14 protein-coding genes are annotated in these 14,927 nt (G+C 69.9%); 11 read left to right on the forward strand and 3 right to left on the reverse strand.

Features of this window, described 5'->3' with window-relative positions:
- The first annotated feature begins 32 nt into the window (after positions 1-32).
- Genes recA through Q2K20_RS07650 form a run of 4 tightly spaced genes read left to right on the forward strand, consistent with a single transcriptional unit; the run spans position 33 to position 3,914 of the window.
- Positions 33-1,139 (forward strand): recombinase RecA, encoded by a 1,107-nt coding sequence (gene recA / locus Q2K20_RS07635; protein ID WP_067717750.1) that lies wholly within the window; start codon positions 33-35, stop codon positions 1,137-1,139.
- On the forward strand, positions 1,139-1,747 hold the full coding sequence (locus Q2K20_RS07640) for a regulatory protein RecX (protein WP_269501373.1): 609 nt from the start codon (positions 1,139-1,141) through the stop codon (positions 1,745-1,747). Before recA ends, Q2K20_RS07640 begins: the two co-directional genes overlap by 1 nt.
- Positions 1,748-1,773: 26 nt before the next feature.
- Entirely contained in the window at positions 1,774-3,345 is a 1,572-nt protein-coding gene (gene miaB, locus Q2K20_RS07645; RefSeq protein ID WP_159148216.1) for a tRNA (N6-isopentenyl adenosine(37)-C2)-methylthiotransferase MiaB, read from the forward strand.
- Entirely contained in the window at positions 3,333-3,914 is a 582-nt protein-coding gene (locus Q2K20_RS07650) for a hypothetical protein (RefSeq protein WP_096905355.1), read from the forward strand. The genes miaB and Q2K20_RS07650 overlap by 13 nt, the downstream gene beginning before the upstream one ends.
- 156 nt (positions 3,915-4,070) lie before the next feature.
- On the opposite strand, the gene Q2K20_RS07655 is transcribed toward Q2K20_RS07650, so the two are convergent.
- Entirely contained in the window at positions 4,071-5,459 is a 1,389-nt protein-coding gene (locus Q2K20_RS07655) for a DUF349 domain-containing protein (RefSeq protein WP_159148210.1), read from the reverse strand.
- A 198-nt stretch (positions 5,460-5,657) separates the two neighbouring features.
- Here Q2K20_RS07655 and Q2K20_RS07660 point away from each other — a divergent pair, with 198 nt between their 5' ends.
- From Q2K20_RS07660 to Q2K20_RS07670, 3 genes are read left to right on the forward strand one after another with little or no spacing between them, the layout of a single operon-like run.
- Positions 5,658-6,389: a hypothetical protein gene (locus Q2K20_RS07660; protein WP_182640318.1), complete on the forward strand. Its 732-nt coding sequence runs from the start codon at positions 5,658-5,660 to the stop codon at positions 6,387-6,389.
- Positions 6,386-7,339: a tRNA (adenosine(37)-N6)-dimethylallyltransferase MiaA gene (gene miaA, locus Q2K20_RS07665; RefSeq protein WP_269501379.1), complete on the forward strand. Its 954-nt coding sequence runs from the start codon at positions 6,386-6,388 to the stop codon at positions 7,337-7,339. The genes Q2K20_RS07660 and miaA overlap by 4 nt, the downstream gene beginning before the upstream one ends.
- Positions 7,336-8,082, forward strand: coding sequence for an IclR family transcriptional regulator (locus Q2K20_RS07670; RefSeq protein ID WP_268099685.1), 747 nt, complete (start codon positions 7,336-7,338; stop codon positions 8,080-8,082). Before miaA ends, Q2K20_RS07670 begins: the two co-directional genes overlap by 4 nt.
- 203 nt (positions 8,083-8,285) lie before the next feature.
- On the opposite strand, the gene Q2K20_RS07675 is transcribed toward Q2K20_RS07670, so the two are convergent.
- Positions 8,286-10,466, reverse strand: coding sequence for a malate synthase G (locus Q2K20_RS07675; protein ID WP_269501383.1), 2,181 nt, complete (start codon positions 10,464-10,466; stop codon positions 8,286-8,288).
- A gap of 119 nt (positions 10,467-10,585) precedes the next feature.
- On the opposite strand from Q2K20_RS07675, the gene dapF reads away from it, so the two are divergent.
- The gene (dapF, locus tag Q2K20_RS07680) at positions 10,586-11,476 is read left to right on the forward strand and encodes a diaminopimelate epimerase (protein WP_269501385.1); all 891 of its coding nucleotides are present in this window, start codon (positions 10,586-10,588) and stop codon (positions 11,474-11,476) included.
- A gap of 52 nt (positions 11,477-11,528) precedes the next feature.
- Positions 11,529-12,977, forward strand: a complete 1,449-nt coding sequence (hflX, locus tag Q2K20_RS07685; protein WP_069389084.1) for a GTPase HflX — start codon at positions 11,529-11,531, stop codon at positions 12,975-12,977.
- Between the two features lie 39 nt (positions 12,978-13,016).
- Here the strand turns inward: hflX and lexA are convergent, their stop codons facing one another.
- Positions 13,017-13,727, reverse strand: coding sequence for a transcriptional repressor LexA (lexA, locus tag Q2K20_RS07690; RefSeq protein ID WP_390890243.1), 711 nt, complete (start codon positions 13,725-13,727; stop codon positions 13,017-13,019).
- 189 nt (positions 13,728-13,916) lie between these two features.
- On the opposite strand from lexA, the gene Q2K20_RS07695 reads away from it, so the two are divergent.
- Together Q2K20_RS07695 and nrdR are read left to right on the forward strand one after the other, a co-directional pair.
- A complete protein-coding gene (locus tag Q2K20_RS07695; RefSeq protein ID WP_120283415.1) occupies positions 13,917-14,351 on the forward strand; it encodes a hypothetical protein in 435 nt (144 codons plus the stop codon).
- A 111-nt stretch (positions 14,352-14,462) separates the two neighbouring features.
- Entirely contained in the window at positions 14,463-14,918 is a 456-nt protein-coding gene (gene nrdR / locus Q2K20_RS07700; protein WP_119192964.1) for a transcriptional regulator NrdR, read from the forward strand.
- Positions 14,919-14,927: the final 9 nt, after the last annotated feature.

Raw genomic sequence — 14,927 nt, forward strand, 5'->3', positions numbered from 1 at the left:
ACGCCGGGGGTCGCGCAGGAACGGAGAGCACCATGGCACCCAAGACCACCGCGAAGTCGGGGACCAAGACGGGCGTGGCCCAGAATCGCGAACAGGCGCTGGAACTGGCCCTCGCGCAGATCGACAAGGCCTACGGCAAGGGCTCGGTCATGCGGTTGGGTGACGACAACCGGCCGCCGGTCCAGGTCATCCCGACCGGGGCGCTGTCGCTCGACGTGGCACTGGGCGTGGGGGGCTTCCCCCGGGGACGCGTCGTGGAGATCTACGGCCCGGAGTCCTCGGGTAAGACCACGGTCGCGTTGCACGCCGTGGCCAACGCGCAGGCGGCCGGCGGGATCGCGGCGTTCATCGACGCGGAGCACGCCCTGGATCCGGAGTACGCCCGCAAGCTCGGCGTGGACACGGACAACCTCATCGTCTCCCAGCCGGACACGGGTGAGCAGGCCCTGGAGATCGCGGACATGCTCGTCCGGTCGGGGTCGATCGACATTCTGGTCATCGACTCCGTGGCGGCCCTCGTGCCGCGTGCCGAGATCGAGGGGGAGATGGGCGACAGCCACGTCGGCCTGCAGGCGCGACTCATGAGCCAGGCCCTGCGGAAGATGACGGGCGCGCTGCACAACACCGGCACCACCGCCATCTTCATCAACCAGCTGCGCGAGAAGATCGGCGTCATGTTCGGCTCGCCGGAGACCACCACCGGTGGTAAGGCGCTGAAGTTCTACGCGTCGGTGCGGTTGGACGTGCGCCGTATCGAGACGCTCAAGGACGGTGCCGACGCGGTCGGTAACCGCACCAAGTGCAAGGTCGTTAAGAACAAGGTCGCGCCGCCGTTCAAGATCGCGGAGTTCGACATCCTCTACGGCGAGGGGATCAGCCGCGAGGGGTCGCTCATCGACATGGGCGTGGACAACGGCTTCATCAAGAAGTCGGGGTCGTGGTTCACCTACGGACCGGACCAGTTGGGCCAGGGCAAGGAGAACGCCCGGCGGTATCTCAAGGAGAACCCGTCGGTGCGGGACGAGATCGAGCGCAAGATCCTCGACAAGCTGAATATCGGCGCGGGGGCGGAGATCGCCGAGATCGAGGCGGAGTCCGACGAGGACGCGCCGATCGACGTGGTGCCCGTCGAGTTCTGATGTCGGGCAGGGACACCCGCGGGCCCCATGGCGCCGGGGCGCACGGGGCGGAGGAACTCCGTACGGCGATCGCCGCAGTGGAGGCCAGGCCCTCCGGGTCCTCGGACCTGCCGCCCCTGGCCCCTGAAGCGCACGAGGCCGCGAACGCCGCGCTCCGGCTCCTGCGCTACCGGCCGCGCAGTGAGCACGAGTTGCGCGAGCGGCTGCTCGACAAGGAGTACGCCGCGGAGGCCGTCGACGAGGCGCTCGGCAGGGTCAGGGCGTGGGGTCTGGTCGACGATGCCGACTTCGCCGAGGAGTGGGTGCGTGGCCGCAGGAGACGCCGCGGCCGTTCGCGCGGCGCCCTCGAGCGTGAGCTGCGGGACAAGGGCGTGGCCGAGGCGCACATCGCCCGGGCGGTCGGCGAGATCGACGAGTCGGATGACCGCCGGCAGGCCGCCGAACTGGTTCGCGGTCGGCTGGATCGCCGGCCGCGCGCCGCTCTGTCCGGGCCGGACGTGCAGGGCGAGCGGCGCAGGCTCATCGCGTTCCTGGCCCGGCGGGGTTATCCGACGGGGTTGGCCGTGAAAGTCGTGGACGCCGAATTGGCGGCCCACGCATCGCCCTGAGTACCCTGGCCTGCGTGGATACTCTCGTGACCGACCTGCAGGCGGCGGCGCAGGACGCGCATGCCGAGGGCGACGCCCGCCGGACCTACCAGGTTCGCACCTTCGGATGTCAGATGAACGTCCATGACTCCGAGCGTCTGTCCGGGGTCCTCGACGCCGCGGGGTACGTCCCCTTCGTGGGCGACGCCGATCCGGCCGGAGGTCACCTTCCCGATCTGGTCGTGTTCAACACCTGCGCGGTCCGGGAGAACGCCGATAACCGGCTCTACGGCACCCTCGGTCATCTGCGGCCGTGGAAGGACTCGAACCCCCGCCTGCAGATCGCCGTCGGGGGGTGCCTCGCGCAGAAGGACAAGGACGTCGTCGTCTCCCGCGCACCGTGGGTCGACGTCGTGTTCGGCACCCACAACCTCGGACACCTGCCGACGCTCCTCGACCGCTCCCGCCACAACGAGCGGGCCGAGGTGGAGATCGCCGACTCCCTGCAGCACTTCCCCTCGACCCTGCCCGCCACCCGCGAGTCCTCGTACGCCGGGTGGGTCTCGGTGTCCGTGGGATGCAACAACACCTGCACGTTCTGCATCGTTCCGTCCCTGCGCGGCAAGGAGGTCGATCGTCGGCCCGGCGAGGTACTGGCCGAGGTGCAGGCGCTCGCCGACGAGGGCGTACTCGAGGTCACGCTGCTCGGCCAGAACGTCAACGCGTACGGGCGGTCCTTCCACGACCCCGACGAGCCCTCCGATAAGGGAGCCTTCGCCTCACTATTGCGGGCGGCCGGCCGGGTCGAGGGGATCGAACGGATCCGCTTCACCTCGCCGCACCCGGCGGAGTTCACCGACGACGTGATCGAGGCCATGGCCTCCACACCCACCGTCTGCCCGCAACTGCACATGCCGCTGCAGTCCGGGTCCGACCGCGTCCTGCGCGCCATGCGACGCTCCTACCGGTCCGAGCGCTTCCTCGGGATCATCGAGCGCGTCCGCGCGGCCATGCCGCACGCGGCCATCACCACCGACATCATCGTCGGGTTCCCCGGTGAGACCGAGGAGGACTTCCAGGCCACCCTCGACGTGGTCGAGAAGGCGCGGTTCTCCAGCGCGTTCACCTTCCAGTACTCGCCCCGCCCGGGGACCCCCGCGGCCACCATGGAGGACCAGATCCCCAAGACCGTGGTCCAGGAACGCTACGAGCGGCTGATCGAGCTCCAGGAGCGCATCACGCTCGAGGAGAACCAGAAGCAGGTCGGGCGCGTCGTCGAGCTCCTCGTGACCGCCGACGAGGGCCGCAAGGACGCGGCCACCGCCCGGATGACGGGCCGGGCCCGCGACGGTCGGCTCGTACACTTCGCCCCCATCGGCGACCACGCCGACCGGGTGCGTCCGGGAGATGTGGTGACCACCCGCGTCACCGCCGCGGCCCCGCACCACCTGCTCGCCGATGACGGGGTGCTCAGCCACCGAGCAACCCGGGCCGGCGATCGTCACGAGGCGGGCCACAAGCCCGAGACCCCGCCCATCGGGGTCGGGCTCGGGCTTCCTACGCTCCGGCGCGACACCGTCAGCGCCCCAGTCACCACCGAGAAGGGATGCCCCACGTGAGCACCGACGAGCGCCCCGACCCGATCGCGGGGATCATGGAAGTCACCCGGAACGCGGAATCGGAGATGCGGGACCGTGACCGCGTCCTCGGGCGCACCCTCGTGATCGGGCGGGCCTACCTGGCGTCCGCCGTCCTCATCGTGCTGTTGGCCGTGGCCCTGGCCCTGCCGCACAGCGAGGGGGTGCGGGGACTCGACGTCCTGTTCTTCACCGACGTGGCGCGTGAGCAGTACACGACCCTGCCGTCCCATCTGTTCGTCCTGCTGTACTCCGTGGGCACCATCGCGTTCGGGGCAGCGATGATCATGACGCAGAAGTGGTGGGCCGCCGGGATCGCCTGGAGCGCGACGTGCGTGTCCGCCGTGTACGGCGTGCTGGCGATCTGGCTCCGCCAGTCCGGTCGCGGCCCCAATCCCGATGTGCAGGACTTCGGCGGGCCCGGCATCGGCCTCTACGTCAGTGAGATCATCGTGTTCGCTCTGGTGATCACGCTGGCGAGTGTGCTGTGGGCGCGGACCCCGGAGCAGATCACGCTCGAGGAGAACGCCCGTCACGGAGACGGGCGCTGAACCGACCTCCCGGACGTCGCGCCGTCTGATGACCGGCGCGAGAAGAGCCCGGCCCCGTCGTGACGGGCCGGGCTCTTCTCGTCTGCGGGTTCTCGTCGCCCGTCGGCGGGTGGCCGCAGGTGGGGTGCGTCAGCGGGTGGCCGCCGGTGGGGCGCGTCAGCGGGTGTCGACCGCCTTCTCGGCTGCCTCCGCCCACTCCTTCCACTGGGCGGCCTGGGCCCGTGCGCTCTCGGCGTCCTTGTTCTTGCCCGCAGCGTCCGCCTTCGCGGCCTGCTCCTCGAAGTCATGGACCCGGTCCCAGAACTGGCCGGCGCGGGCCTTGGCCTCCGGGTCGGTACGACGCCATTCCGTGTCCGCCGCATCGGCGACACGCTTCTCCAGGGCCCGAATACGCCCCTCCAGCTGACCCATCCGCTCGCGCGGGACCTTGCCGATCTCCTCCCACCGCGACTGCAGCTGCCGAAGAGCGGACCGGGCGGCGCCCAGGTCGGCCGCAGGATCGATCCGGCCCTCGTACTCGGCGAGCAGGGCCTCCTTGGCCTGGGCGTTGGTCTCGAACTCGGCGTCCCGTTCCGCAGCGGCGGCGTGGCGGGCGTCGAAGAACGTGTCCTGGGCCGCCTTGAACCGCTTCCACAGGGCCTCATCGGCATCCCGCGGGGCCCGGCCGGCGGCCTTCCACTCGTCCATGAGACGACGGAACGCCGTGGCCGTGTCGTTCCAGTCGGTGGACCCGGACAGGGCCTCCGCCCTCTCCACCAGGTCCTCCTTGACCTTCTTGACCGAGGCGCGGTTGCGGTCCAGTTCGGCGAAGTGCGAGCCCCGGCGACGGTTGAACGCCTCCCGGGCCTTGGAGAACCTCTTCCACAGGGCGTCGTCCGTCTTGCGGTCGATACCCCGGATCGTCTTCCACTCCTCGAGGATCTCGCGCAGACGGTCCCCGGCGGACTTCCACTGAGTCGACGACGCCCCGATCTCCTCGGCCTCGTCCGCCAACGCCTCCTTCCGGGCGATCGCGGCCGCCCGCTGCTCGTCCTTGCGCTGCTTCGACACGGCCTCGACCTCGCCGGAACGCTCGATCACCGCAGCCACACGCGCGGCGAGAGAATCGAGATCGCCCACGGCGGCGGCGGTGGGGATCTGTTCCGCCAGGGTCTCCGCCGAGGCGCGGGTCTTCCTGGCGTCCTGCGGATGGGACTCGAGACGGGTCTCGAGCAGAGCGACCTCGGCGGCGAGGTCATCGAAGCGCAGACCGAAGTGCGCGAGGCCCTCCTCGGGAGCACCGGCCTGCCACGACCCGACCTGACGCTCACCGTCGGAGGTCCGGACGAACACCGCGCCCGACTCGTCGACGCGACCCCACTGCGACGGGTCCGAGGCGCGCGTGACCCCTGGGGTACCCGCGGGGGTCGGCCGCGGTGCCACCTTGCGTGCCAGCGCGGCGGGGGATGGCGCACCCGGCCTCGGACCGGGGATCGGGGTCGCTCCGCCCGAACTCGCTCCGCCCGAACTCGATCCGCCCTGGGCGGTGGGTGACTGCTCGGTCATGTCGTCCTCGTTTCCTTCTGCCGCGTGTCACGGCACCATCACCGGGATCGCACCGGTCATCGCCTCGCCGCCCCGTTTCGAGGAGACGGCATCCTCCTAGTGTGTACCAACCTCCGCCCGGGTGTCCGGCGTATCCCCGCGGTATCCCCGGACGGGTCCGTTCCGCGGTGTCGGGGGCGGTCAGTAGGGTTTCCGGGTGTGAGCCCCTCTGTCGTCCTGGTCCCCGGAGCGCCGGTCCTCGTGCCGGAGCTGTCCGGCTCTGCGGTCGCCGAGACCGAGAGCGGGGTGGCCGCGATATGCGAGATGCTCCGCCGAGCCGGGCGCGGCGCGGCACGGGTCGTCGTCCTGGGGACCGACCGCGCGGGCAGAGGTCTCGGGGACATGCGCTCCTCGCTCTCCAGGTGGGGGGTCGACGTGCCCGTGGGTCCGCCCGGTTCCCCGCCGGCGCCGCAGGGGGCGGTTCCCGACCCGGCGTTGATCGCCTGGTGGCTGCTCGACCTGGCGGGTATCGACCTCCCGAGGAGGTTCATCGGCGTGACCGGGGGAGCGCAGCCCACCCCCACGCCGGTGTCGGACGACCTCGTCGTCGTCGTCGCCGACGGCCCCGCCTCCCTCACTCCGCGAGCTCCCGTCCCCGAGGATCCCCGCGGTATCGCCCTCGACGAGGAGCTGACCCGATGGCTGCGCAGCTCCGGCGAGCTCCCGGACCCCGGCGAGCCGGTGGCCGACGAGATCGGCTGGTGGAGCCGGCCCGCGTGGCGCGTCCTGGCGGACCTCGTCGCGGACCGCACGGCTGTCGAGGCCCTGTCCTGGGCGCCATTCGGGGTGGGGTATCACAGCGCGTGGTGGCCACCGGAGGCCGCCGCGAATGCCACGGTGGTCGTCGACGCGCCGGCCGCCACTCCCGGCGAACCCGGGGCACCGTCATGACCGGGCGTGTTCCCGTCGCCGTGATGGGGCCGACCGGGACGGGGAAGTCCGAGCTGGCGCTCGGCCTCGCCGAGCGACTCGGCGGTGAGATCGTCAACTGCGACGCCATGCAGCAGTACCGCGGGATGGACATCGGCACCGCCAAACTGACACCGACTCAGCGGCGGGGGATCCCGCACCACCGGCTCGACGTGCTGGACGTCACCGAGACCGCCAGCGTCGCGGACTTCCGCACCGAGGCGGAACGTGAGATCTCCGAGATCCGCGATCGCGGCCACGTGCCGATCCTGTGCGGAGGGTCGATGATGTACATCCAGGCGCTCGTCGACGGGTGGTCGATCCCGGACACCGACCCGGACGTGCGCGCCCACTACGAACGTCGCCTCGAACAGATCGGGGTGCGGGCCCTGCACGCCGAACTCGCCGTGGTGGACCCCGAGGCCGCGCAGACCATCCTCCCCAGCGACCCCAGGCGCACCGTGCGCGCGTTGGAGGTCGTGGAACTCACCGGCAAGCCCTTCTCCGCCTCACGACCGACGATCGGGGAACCGCGCTGGGGCACCCGCATGCTGGGCCTGCGCTGCGGTCTGCCCGAACTGGACGAGCGACTGACGGCGCGTACGGCGTCGATGTTCGCCGACGGGCTCGTCCCGGAGGTCCGCCGGCTCGTGGGAGTCGGACTGCTCCGGGGCGTCACCGCACGACGCGCGATCGGTTACGCCCAGGTGCTCGACGAGATGGACGCACAGCAGCGGATCGATGACGCCGGGGCGGCCCGCGCCGAGGAACGGACGGTGATCGGGACCCGCCGCTACGTCCGGCGCCAGCGGTCATGGTTCGGCCGGGATCACCGGATCCGGTGGATCGACACCGACACCCACGGACGCGACGCCCACACACCCCGCCCGCTCGAGGCCGCGCTGGGGATCCTCGGGGAGGGCCGACCGTGAGCAGCCCCGGACCCGGGCGCCCGCGGGTCCAGTCCGTCGACCGGGCCTTCGACCTACTCGACGCGCTGAGCATCCGCGGGGGCCGGGCGAGCCTCGGGGACCTGGTCTCCGACACGGGCCTGGCGGCCGCCACCGTCCACAGGTTGTGTGGCACGCTCGCGGAGAGCGGTCACCTCCGGCGCGACGCGGGCCGCGACTATCTGCTGGGACCGCGTCTCCAGCGGATCGGCGACGTCGCCGGACGCGCCACCGCGTCCTGGGCCGTGCCGGTGCTCACCGCCGTGGTCGAGGGCACCGGGGAGACCGCCAACCTCGCCGTCCGGGAGGGCGACGGGGTCGTCTACCTCGCCCAGGTGCCGTCCCCACACTCGATGCGGATGTTCACCGAGGTGGGACGACGGGTGGACGTGCACTGCACCGCGGTGGGCAAGGCCCTGGTCGCGGGCGACGACGACGACGAGGTCCGCAGCATGCTCGACAGGGCGGGCATGCGCCGCTTCACCGACTCGACCATCGTCGACCCCGACAGATTGATCGAGGAGCTGCGTGTGGTGCGACAGGCGGGGTTCGCCACCGATGAGTCCGAGCAGGAGGAGGGCGTCCGCTGCGTCGCCATCGCGGTGGGTACCGGGGACGCCGCCTTCGCGGTGTCGGCATCCGGGCCCGAGGCCAGGTTCACGCGCGATCGCCGCGACGCCGCCGTCGCGATCCTTCGTGCGGCCGTGGCCGGGCTCGTGCCCTGACCTCCCGCCCTCGAGCGTGCCCCCCCCGCCGGAGCCCACGGGACCCTGGGCCGGACGCCATCGGGCCCGGAGCCGGACGCTTCTGGCCGTGACAGCGGCGAATCCGCCACCCACCGCCCGGATCCGGCCCCACTGGCGCGGGATCGGAGGTCGGGCGGAGGTGGCGGATTCCGCGGCGGGTCGGCGGGTCGGCCGGCGCCGGTCTAGCCCGCGTTGGCGGCCTTGAATTCGCGACGACGGCGATGCAGGATCGGCTCGGTGTAGCCCGACGGCTGCTTGGTGCCCTCGAGGATCAGTTCCCGGGCCGCCTGCCAGGCGATGGACGAGTCGAAGTCCGGTGCCATGTTCCGGTAGGCGTCGTCGCCGGCGTTCTGCTTGTCGACGATCTCGGCCATCCGGCGCAGCGAGTCCTCGACGTCGTCGGCGGTGATGATGTCGTGACGGATCCAGTTGGCCAGCATCTGCGAGGAGATCCGCAGGGTGGCGCGGTCCTCCATGAGGTTGACGTCGTGGATATCCGGCACCTTCGAGACACCGATTCCCTGCTCGACCCACCGCACGACGTAACCGAGGATGGTCTGGCAGGAGTTGTCGACCTCCTCCTTCTTCTCCTCGTCCGTCCAATCCGTGGAGGGGGCCAGGGGGACGGTGAGGATGTCGTCGACGCTCGCGCGGGCACCCCCGGCGAGGAGCTCCTCCTGACGGGTCATGACGTTGACCCGGTGGTAGTGGGTGGCGTGCAGCGTGGCGCCGGTCGGGGAGGGCACCCACGCGGTGTTGGCGCCGGCCCGGGGCTGGCCGATCTTCTCGGAGAGCATCTCGGCCATGAGGTCGGTCTTGGCCCACATGCCCTTGCCGATCTGGGCGCGGCCACGCAGTCCGCACGCCAGACCCGTGTCGACGTTGAAGTCCTCGTAGGCGTTCATCCACCGGGCGCCCTTCATCTCGCCCTTGCGGATCATCGGCCCGGCCTCCATGGAGGTGTGGATCTCGTCGCCGGTCCGGTCGAGGAAGCCGGTGTTGATGAACACGACCCGTTCGGTGGCCTCTGCGATGCAGGCGGCGAGGTTGACCGAGGTACGACGCTCCTCGTCCATGATGCCCACCTTGAGGGTGTTCTCGGGCAGCCCGAGGAGCTTCTCGACACGACCGAACAGCTCGGTGGTGAACGCGACCTCCTCCGGCCCGTGCTGCTTGGGCTTCACGATGTAGATCGACCCGTGGCGGCTGTTCCGGCGCTCGTTGCCCTCGGCGATCCCGTGCATGCCGGCGAGCGAGGTGACCAGTGCGTCGAGGATGCCCTCGGGCATCTCGTTGCCGTCGGCGTCGAGCACGGCCGGGTTGGTCATCAGGTGGCCGACGTTGCGCACGAACAGCATCGAGCGGCCGTGGAGACGGACTTCACCCGAACCATCGGGCGCGGTGAAGACCCGGTCGTCGTTGAGGACACGGGTGAAGGTCTTGTCGCCCTTGGTGATCTCCTCGGACAGGTCTCCCTTCATGAGACCCAGCCAGTTGCTGTAGCCCTGGGTCTTGTCCTCGGCGTCGACGGCGGCGACCGAGTCCTCGAAATCCATGATGGTGGAGACGGCGGACTCCAGGACGACGTCCTTGACGCCGGCGCCGTCGGTCGAGCCGATGGGGGAGTCCGGGTCGATCTGGATCTCGATGTGCAGACCGTTGTTGCACAGCAGGACCGAGGACGGGCTCGAGGGCTCGCCGAGGTAGCCCACGAACTTCTCCGGGGCCGCCAACCGGGTGCTCGACCCGTCGGACACGGTCACCTGCAGGCCTCCGTCGACCACGGCGTAGGCCGTGGAGCCCACGTGGCTGCCCGACGCCAGCGGTGCGGCGTCGTCGAGGAACTCACGGGCCCAGTCGATGACCTTGTCGCCGCGGACCTTGTTGTACCCCGAGCCCTGCTCGGCGCCGTCGGACTCCGGGATCGCATCGGTGCCGTAGAGGGCGTCGTAGAGCGAACCCCAGCGGGCGTTACCCGCGTTGATCGCGAACCGGGCGTTCATGACCGGCACGACGAGCTGCGGGCCGGCGACCGTGGCGATCTCCGCGTCGACGTTCTCGGTCGTGACGGAGACGGACTCGGGCTCGGGAACCAGGTACCCGATCTCCTGCAGGAACGCCTTGTAGACGCCCGGGTCGATCGGCGCCGGGTTCTCGTGGTGCCAGGCGTCGATCTGGGACTGCAACCGGTCGCGGGTGTCGAGCAGTTCGCGATTGCGGGGGGACAGCTCGGTGAAGATCTCGGAGGCGCCCGCCCAGAACGCGTCGGGATCGACCCCGGTGCCCGGGATCGCCTGGGAGTTGACGAAGTCGTACAGGACCTCGTCGACCTGGATTCCGCCGACAGTGATGCGTTCGGACATCGATGCTCTCCTGGAGGTAGGGGACCGTTCTCCAAGTCGACTCTAGTGGGCGTACCGTCCGGCATCATCCGACATTTCCACAGTGCGGAACGGTCCCCGCCGGCGAGTACGATTTCGTCATGACTTCGACGCGCCAGGCCTCGCAGCCCGACGGTATCGCCTTCCTCAAGGGCCACGGCACCCTCAACGACTTCGTGATCCTCCCGGACGATCAGGCCGACCTGGACCTCGACGTGGACCTCGTACGAGCACTGTGCGATCGGCGTGGCGGAATCGGCGCCGACGGAGTCCTGCGGATCGCGACCGCCGGAGCCCTCGTTGACCGCGGCGTGCTCGCGACCCTGCCGCCCGGCGTGGACGGTGCGGACTGGTTCATGGACTACCGCAACGCCGATGGTTCCATCGCGGAGATGTGCGGCAACGGGGTCCGGGTCTTCGCCCACGCCCTCGTCGGGACCGGGAGAGCGGAGGCCGGCTCGATCCCGGTGGGCACGCGGTCAGGGGCCCGCCCCGCCGAGGTCCTCTCACACTCGGGTGTTGACGCGGTGGTGCGGGTGGACATGGGGGAGCCGCGTCTGCTGGGTCTGTCCTCGGCGGAGGTCGGTGGCCGGACCTTCGCGGGACTCGCCGTCGACATGGGCAATCCGCACCTCGCCTGTGTGGTCCCCGATCTGGACGCCGCGGGCCTCGCCGGGCTGCCGGTGCAGGAGGCCCCGGTGTATGACCGGGACTTCTTCCCCGGCGGCGTCAACGTCGAGATCGCCACCCCGATGGTTGACGGTCGGGTCTCCATGCGGGTCCACGAGCGGGGATCAGGGGAGACCATGTCCTGCGGAACCGGAATCGTCGCGACCGCGGTCGCCGCGCTGGCCGACTCGGGGGAGGCGACGGGCGACGTCGTCGTGGTGGTCCCCGGCGGCGAGGTGGAGGTCTCACTCACCGAGGCCGGGTCCTCGCTCACTGGGCCGTCCACACTCGTCGCCCGCGGTCATTACCACCGTGGTCGGTAGCACACCGTCTCGCACGGGACACCGGGGGCCCGGTGTGAGAAGATGAACCCGAATGACTACTGATCACACGGCCGCTGACCGGCCGACACGCGACCTCGATCCGTCCATCGGTGATTTCCAGCTCGAGGAGAGATCCTCGATGCGCCGGGTGGCGGGGCTCTCCACCGAACTCCAGGACGTCAACGACGCCGAGTACCGCCAGCTCCGACTCGAACGGGTCGTGCTCGTCGGTGTCTGGACCGAAGGGTCCGCCGCGCAGGCGGACGCCGCGATGGCCGAGCTCGCCCAGCTCGCCGAGACCGCGGGATCGGAGGTGTGCGACGCGCTCATCCAGCGGCGTGACAAGCCCGATGCCGCCACCTACATCGGGTCGGGCAAGGTCAGCGTCCTCAAGGACGTGATCGCCGCGACCGGCGCGGACACCGTCATCTGCGACGGCGAACTCACCCCTGGACAGTTGCTCGCGCTGGAGAAGGCGGTCAACGTGAAGGTCATCGACCGTACCGCGCTGATCCTCGACATCTTCGCGCAGCACGCCACCAGCCGTGAGGGCAAGGCCCAGGTGACCCTCGCCCAGATGGAGTACATGCTCCCCCGTCTGCGTGGGTGGGGCGAGTCGCTGTCCCGCCAGGCGGGCGGTCGTGCCGGGAGCAACGGCGGCGTCGGTCTTCGTGGCCCCGGTGAGACCAAGATCGAGACCGACCGGCGTCGGATCCGCGAGCGGATGGCCCGTCTGCGCCGGGACATCAAGGGGATGAAGCAGGCCCGGGACACCAAACGGCACCGACGGCGTTCCACTCCGGTGCCGTCCATCGCCATCGCCGGCTACACGAACGCCGGGAAGTCGAGCCTGCTCAACAGGATCACCGGAGCCGGCGTCCTGGTTCAGAACGCCCTGTTCGCCACACTCGACCCGACGACGCGCAAGGCCGAGTTGCCTGACGGCAGAGCAGTCGTCTTCACGGACACCGTGGGATTCGTCCGACACCTGCCGACCCAGTTGGTCGAGGCGTTCAGGTCCACACTGGAAGAGGTCGTCGACTCCGAGTTGCTCCTCCACGTCGTGGATGGTTCGGATGCCTTCCCGCTCCGCCAGATCGAGGCGGTGCGCAAGGTGATCAACGAGGTGGTCGAGGAGCAGAACGCGGAGCGGCCTCGGGAACTCCTGGTGATCAACAAGATCGACGCCGCGGATCCCGTGGTCCTCACCGAGTTGCACCACGCGCTGCCCGACGCCGTGTTCGTCTCGGCGGTCACCGGGCAGGGTGTCGACGAACTCCTCGAGCGAATCACGCAGATCGTCGCCTCCGGGGACACCGAGGTGACCCTGTCCGTCCCGTACTCCCGCGGGGACGTGGTGTCGCGGGTCCACGCCGAGGGCGCGGTGGTCGAGGAGGAACACACCCAGGACGGAACCCGGCTGGTGGTCCGCCTGCCCGCGTCCGTGGCCGGCGAACTCGACGAGTTCGCCGCCCGCGGTCCACATGACGGCGCCGCCTGACCCCTTCGGGGACGGGCGGCGCGTCGTTCGAACCGGGACTCAGAGTTTCCGGAACACTGTCACGACCTTGCCGAGGATCGTCGCGTGCTCGCCCGGAATCGGGCTGAACGACGGATTGTGGGGCAGCAACCAGACTCCGCTCGAGTCGTTCCGGAAAGTCTTGACCGTCGCCTCCCCGTCGATCATGGCGGCGACGATCTCCCCGTTGTCCGCGACGTTCTGCCGCCTGACCACCACGTAGTCGCCATCGCAGATGGCGGCGTCGATCATCGACTCGCCCACGACCTTGAGCATGAACAGATCACCTGATCCGACGAGGTCCGACGGCAGGGGGAAGATATCCTCGACGGCTTGCTCCGCGAGGATGGGCCCGCCCGCCGCGATCCGGCCGAGCACGGGGACGTAAACGGGTTCGACCGCGCCGCCCGGACGCTGGGGCTCCGGAGCAGGTGACCGACGACCCCGTGACTTCTGCCCCGGGACACCGTGGACGTCGACCGCCCGCGGCTTGTGCGGATCCCGCGTCAGGAAGCCCTTCTTCTCCAGCGTGCGGAGTTGATGCGCCACCGACGACGTGGACTGCAAGCCGACCGCGTCCCCGATCTCGCGGATGCTCGGCGGATAACCACGCTCCTTGACGGTGTCGTGGATGTGGAGCAGAACGCTCTTCTGTCGGTCCGTAAGTGACTCGAAATCGGGCTTCGGCATCTCGTGTGGTCCCTTCGGCGAATGGATGTTCGACGTTGTGATCTGTCTACACCCTAGTGCCAAGGACTGCGGCGCGCCACACAGGTGTTCGAAGAAGTTCCTCGGTGGATCGTGACTGTGTCGGAGTCGCGTGATACAACTCTAGGGGAGTTCGGATTCGAACAGATGTACTGAGGAACACATACAGGTGTGCGAATCCACATCGCACACCGTATCGAGTAGGGAGCCACCATGACCGTTGTCGAGCTTCAGTCCCACACACGTCCGGCCGCGCGGTGGACCGAGGTCTGCCCCGACGACCATCGTGGACGGGTCGCGCACCTCGACCGGCCCGGTGACGCGTCAGTGCGGTCCACCCGTGCGCCGCGACGCACCCTGGCCCGACCGGAGGGCAGTCGGCCCGCCGTCACGTCCTCGCGTGCGGAGAATCTCGTCCGGCCGCGGGTGGCCGCCCGTCCGGCCGCCGTCACGTCGGTCGCCCCGGGTCGCCGTGTGCTCGTGCGCCCGGTCTCCACGGACCGCGTGCGGGCGTGCCACGTCGAGGCACCGCTGTCCACCGGGGTCGTCGACGACGTGCCGGCCTGGGCACTACTGGCGTGCGGGATCGCATTCGGCGTGATCATGCTTCTCGCAGTGGCCTTCCTCGGTGGACCCGCCTACGCGTGACCGGGCAGCGGGCCTCCTAGAATGGACCGTGGGCGGTGGTCTACCGCCCCCGCGTTCCGTCAGGCACGATCCCGGACGCGTGAACTCCGGTCGACGAAGGGCCCCACGGGAATGTACTGCCCGACATGCCACCACGAGGACTCCCGGGTAATCGACTCACGATCCGTCGACGAGGGTCAGGCGATCCGGCGTCGACGGGAGTGCCCCCGGTGCGGACACCGGTTCACGACGCTCGAGACACCTCTGCTGACGGTTCTCAAGCGTAACGGGGTGACCGAGGCGTTCAGTCGGGACAAGGTCGTCCGGGGTGTCCGCCGCGCGTGCCAGGGACGATCGGTTGACGAGGACGCTCTGCGTCGCCTCGCCCAACAGGTCGAGGACGCTGTGCGATCCGGCGGTGCGTCCGAGGTTCCCGCCCACGAGATCGGGCTCGCCATCCTGGGCCCTCTGCAGGATCTGGACGAGGTCGCCTACCTGCGGTTCGCGTCCGTGTACAAGCAGTTCAGCTCGGCCGACGACTTCGAACGCGAGATCATCGCCCTCCGGGAGCGCCGCACGAGCCGCTGACCACTCGGC

This window comes from Dietzia sp. IN118, assembly GCF_032905965.1.
GTDB lineage: Bacteria > Actinomycetota > Actinomycetes > Mycobacteriales > Mycobacteriaceae > Dietzia > Dietzia kunjamensis.

Excerpts from the sequence above, each read along its gene's own strand:
- recA (WP_067717750.1), top strand. The coding sequence starts at position 33 with ATGGCACCCAAGACCACCGCGAAGTCGGGGACCAAGACGGGCGTGGCC.
- Q2K20_RS07640 (WP_269501373.1), top strand. The coding sequence starts at position 1,139 with ATGTCGGGCAGGGACACCCGCGGGCCCCATGGCGCCGGGGCGCACGGG.
- Q2K20_RS07650 (WP_096905355.1), top strand. The coding sequence starts at position 3,333 with ATGCCCCACGTGAGCACCGACGAGCGCCCCGACCCGATCGCGGGGATC.
- Q2K20_RS07655 (WP_159148210.1), bottom strand. The coding sequence starts at position 5,459 with ATGACCGAGCAGTCACCCACCGCCCAGGGCGGATCGAGTTCGGGCGGA.
- miaA (WP_269501379.1), top strand. The coding sequence starts at position 6,386 with ATGACCGGGCGTGTTCCCGTCGCCGTGATGGGGCCGACCGGGACGGGG.
- Q2K20_RS07675 (WP_269501383.1), bottom strand. The coding sequence starts at position 10,466 with ATGTCCGAACGCATCACTGTCGGCGGAATCCAGGTCGACGAGGTCCTG.
- dapF (WP_269501385.1), top strand. The coding sequence starts at position 10,586 with ATGACTTCGACGCGCCAGGCCTCGCAGCCCGACGGTATCGCCTTCCTC.
- hflX (WP_069389084.1), top strand. The coding sequence starts at position 11,529 with ATGACTACTGATCACACGGCCGCTGACCGGCCGACACGCGACCTCGAT.
- Q2K20_RS07695 (WP_120283415.1), top strand. The coding sequence starts at position 13,917 with ATGACCGTTGTCGAGCTTCAGTCCCACACACGTCCGGCCGCGCGGTGG.
- nrdR (WP_119192964.1), top strand. The coding sequence starts at position 14,463 with ATGTACTGCCCGACATGCCACCACGAGGACTCCCGGGTAATCGACTCA.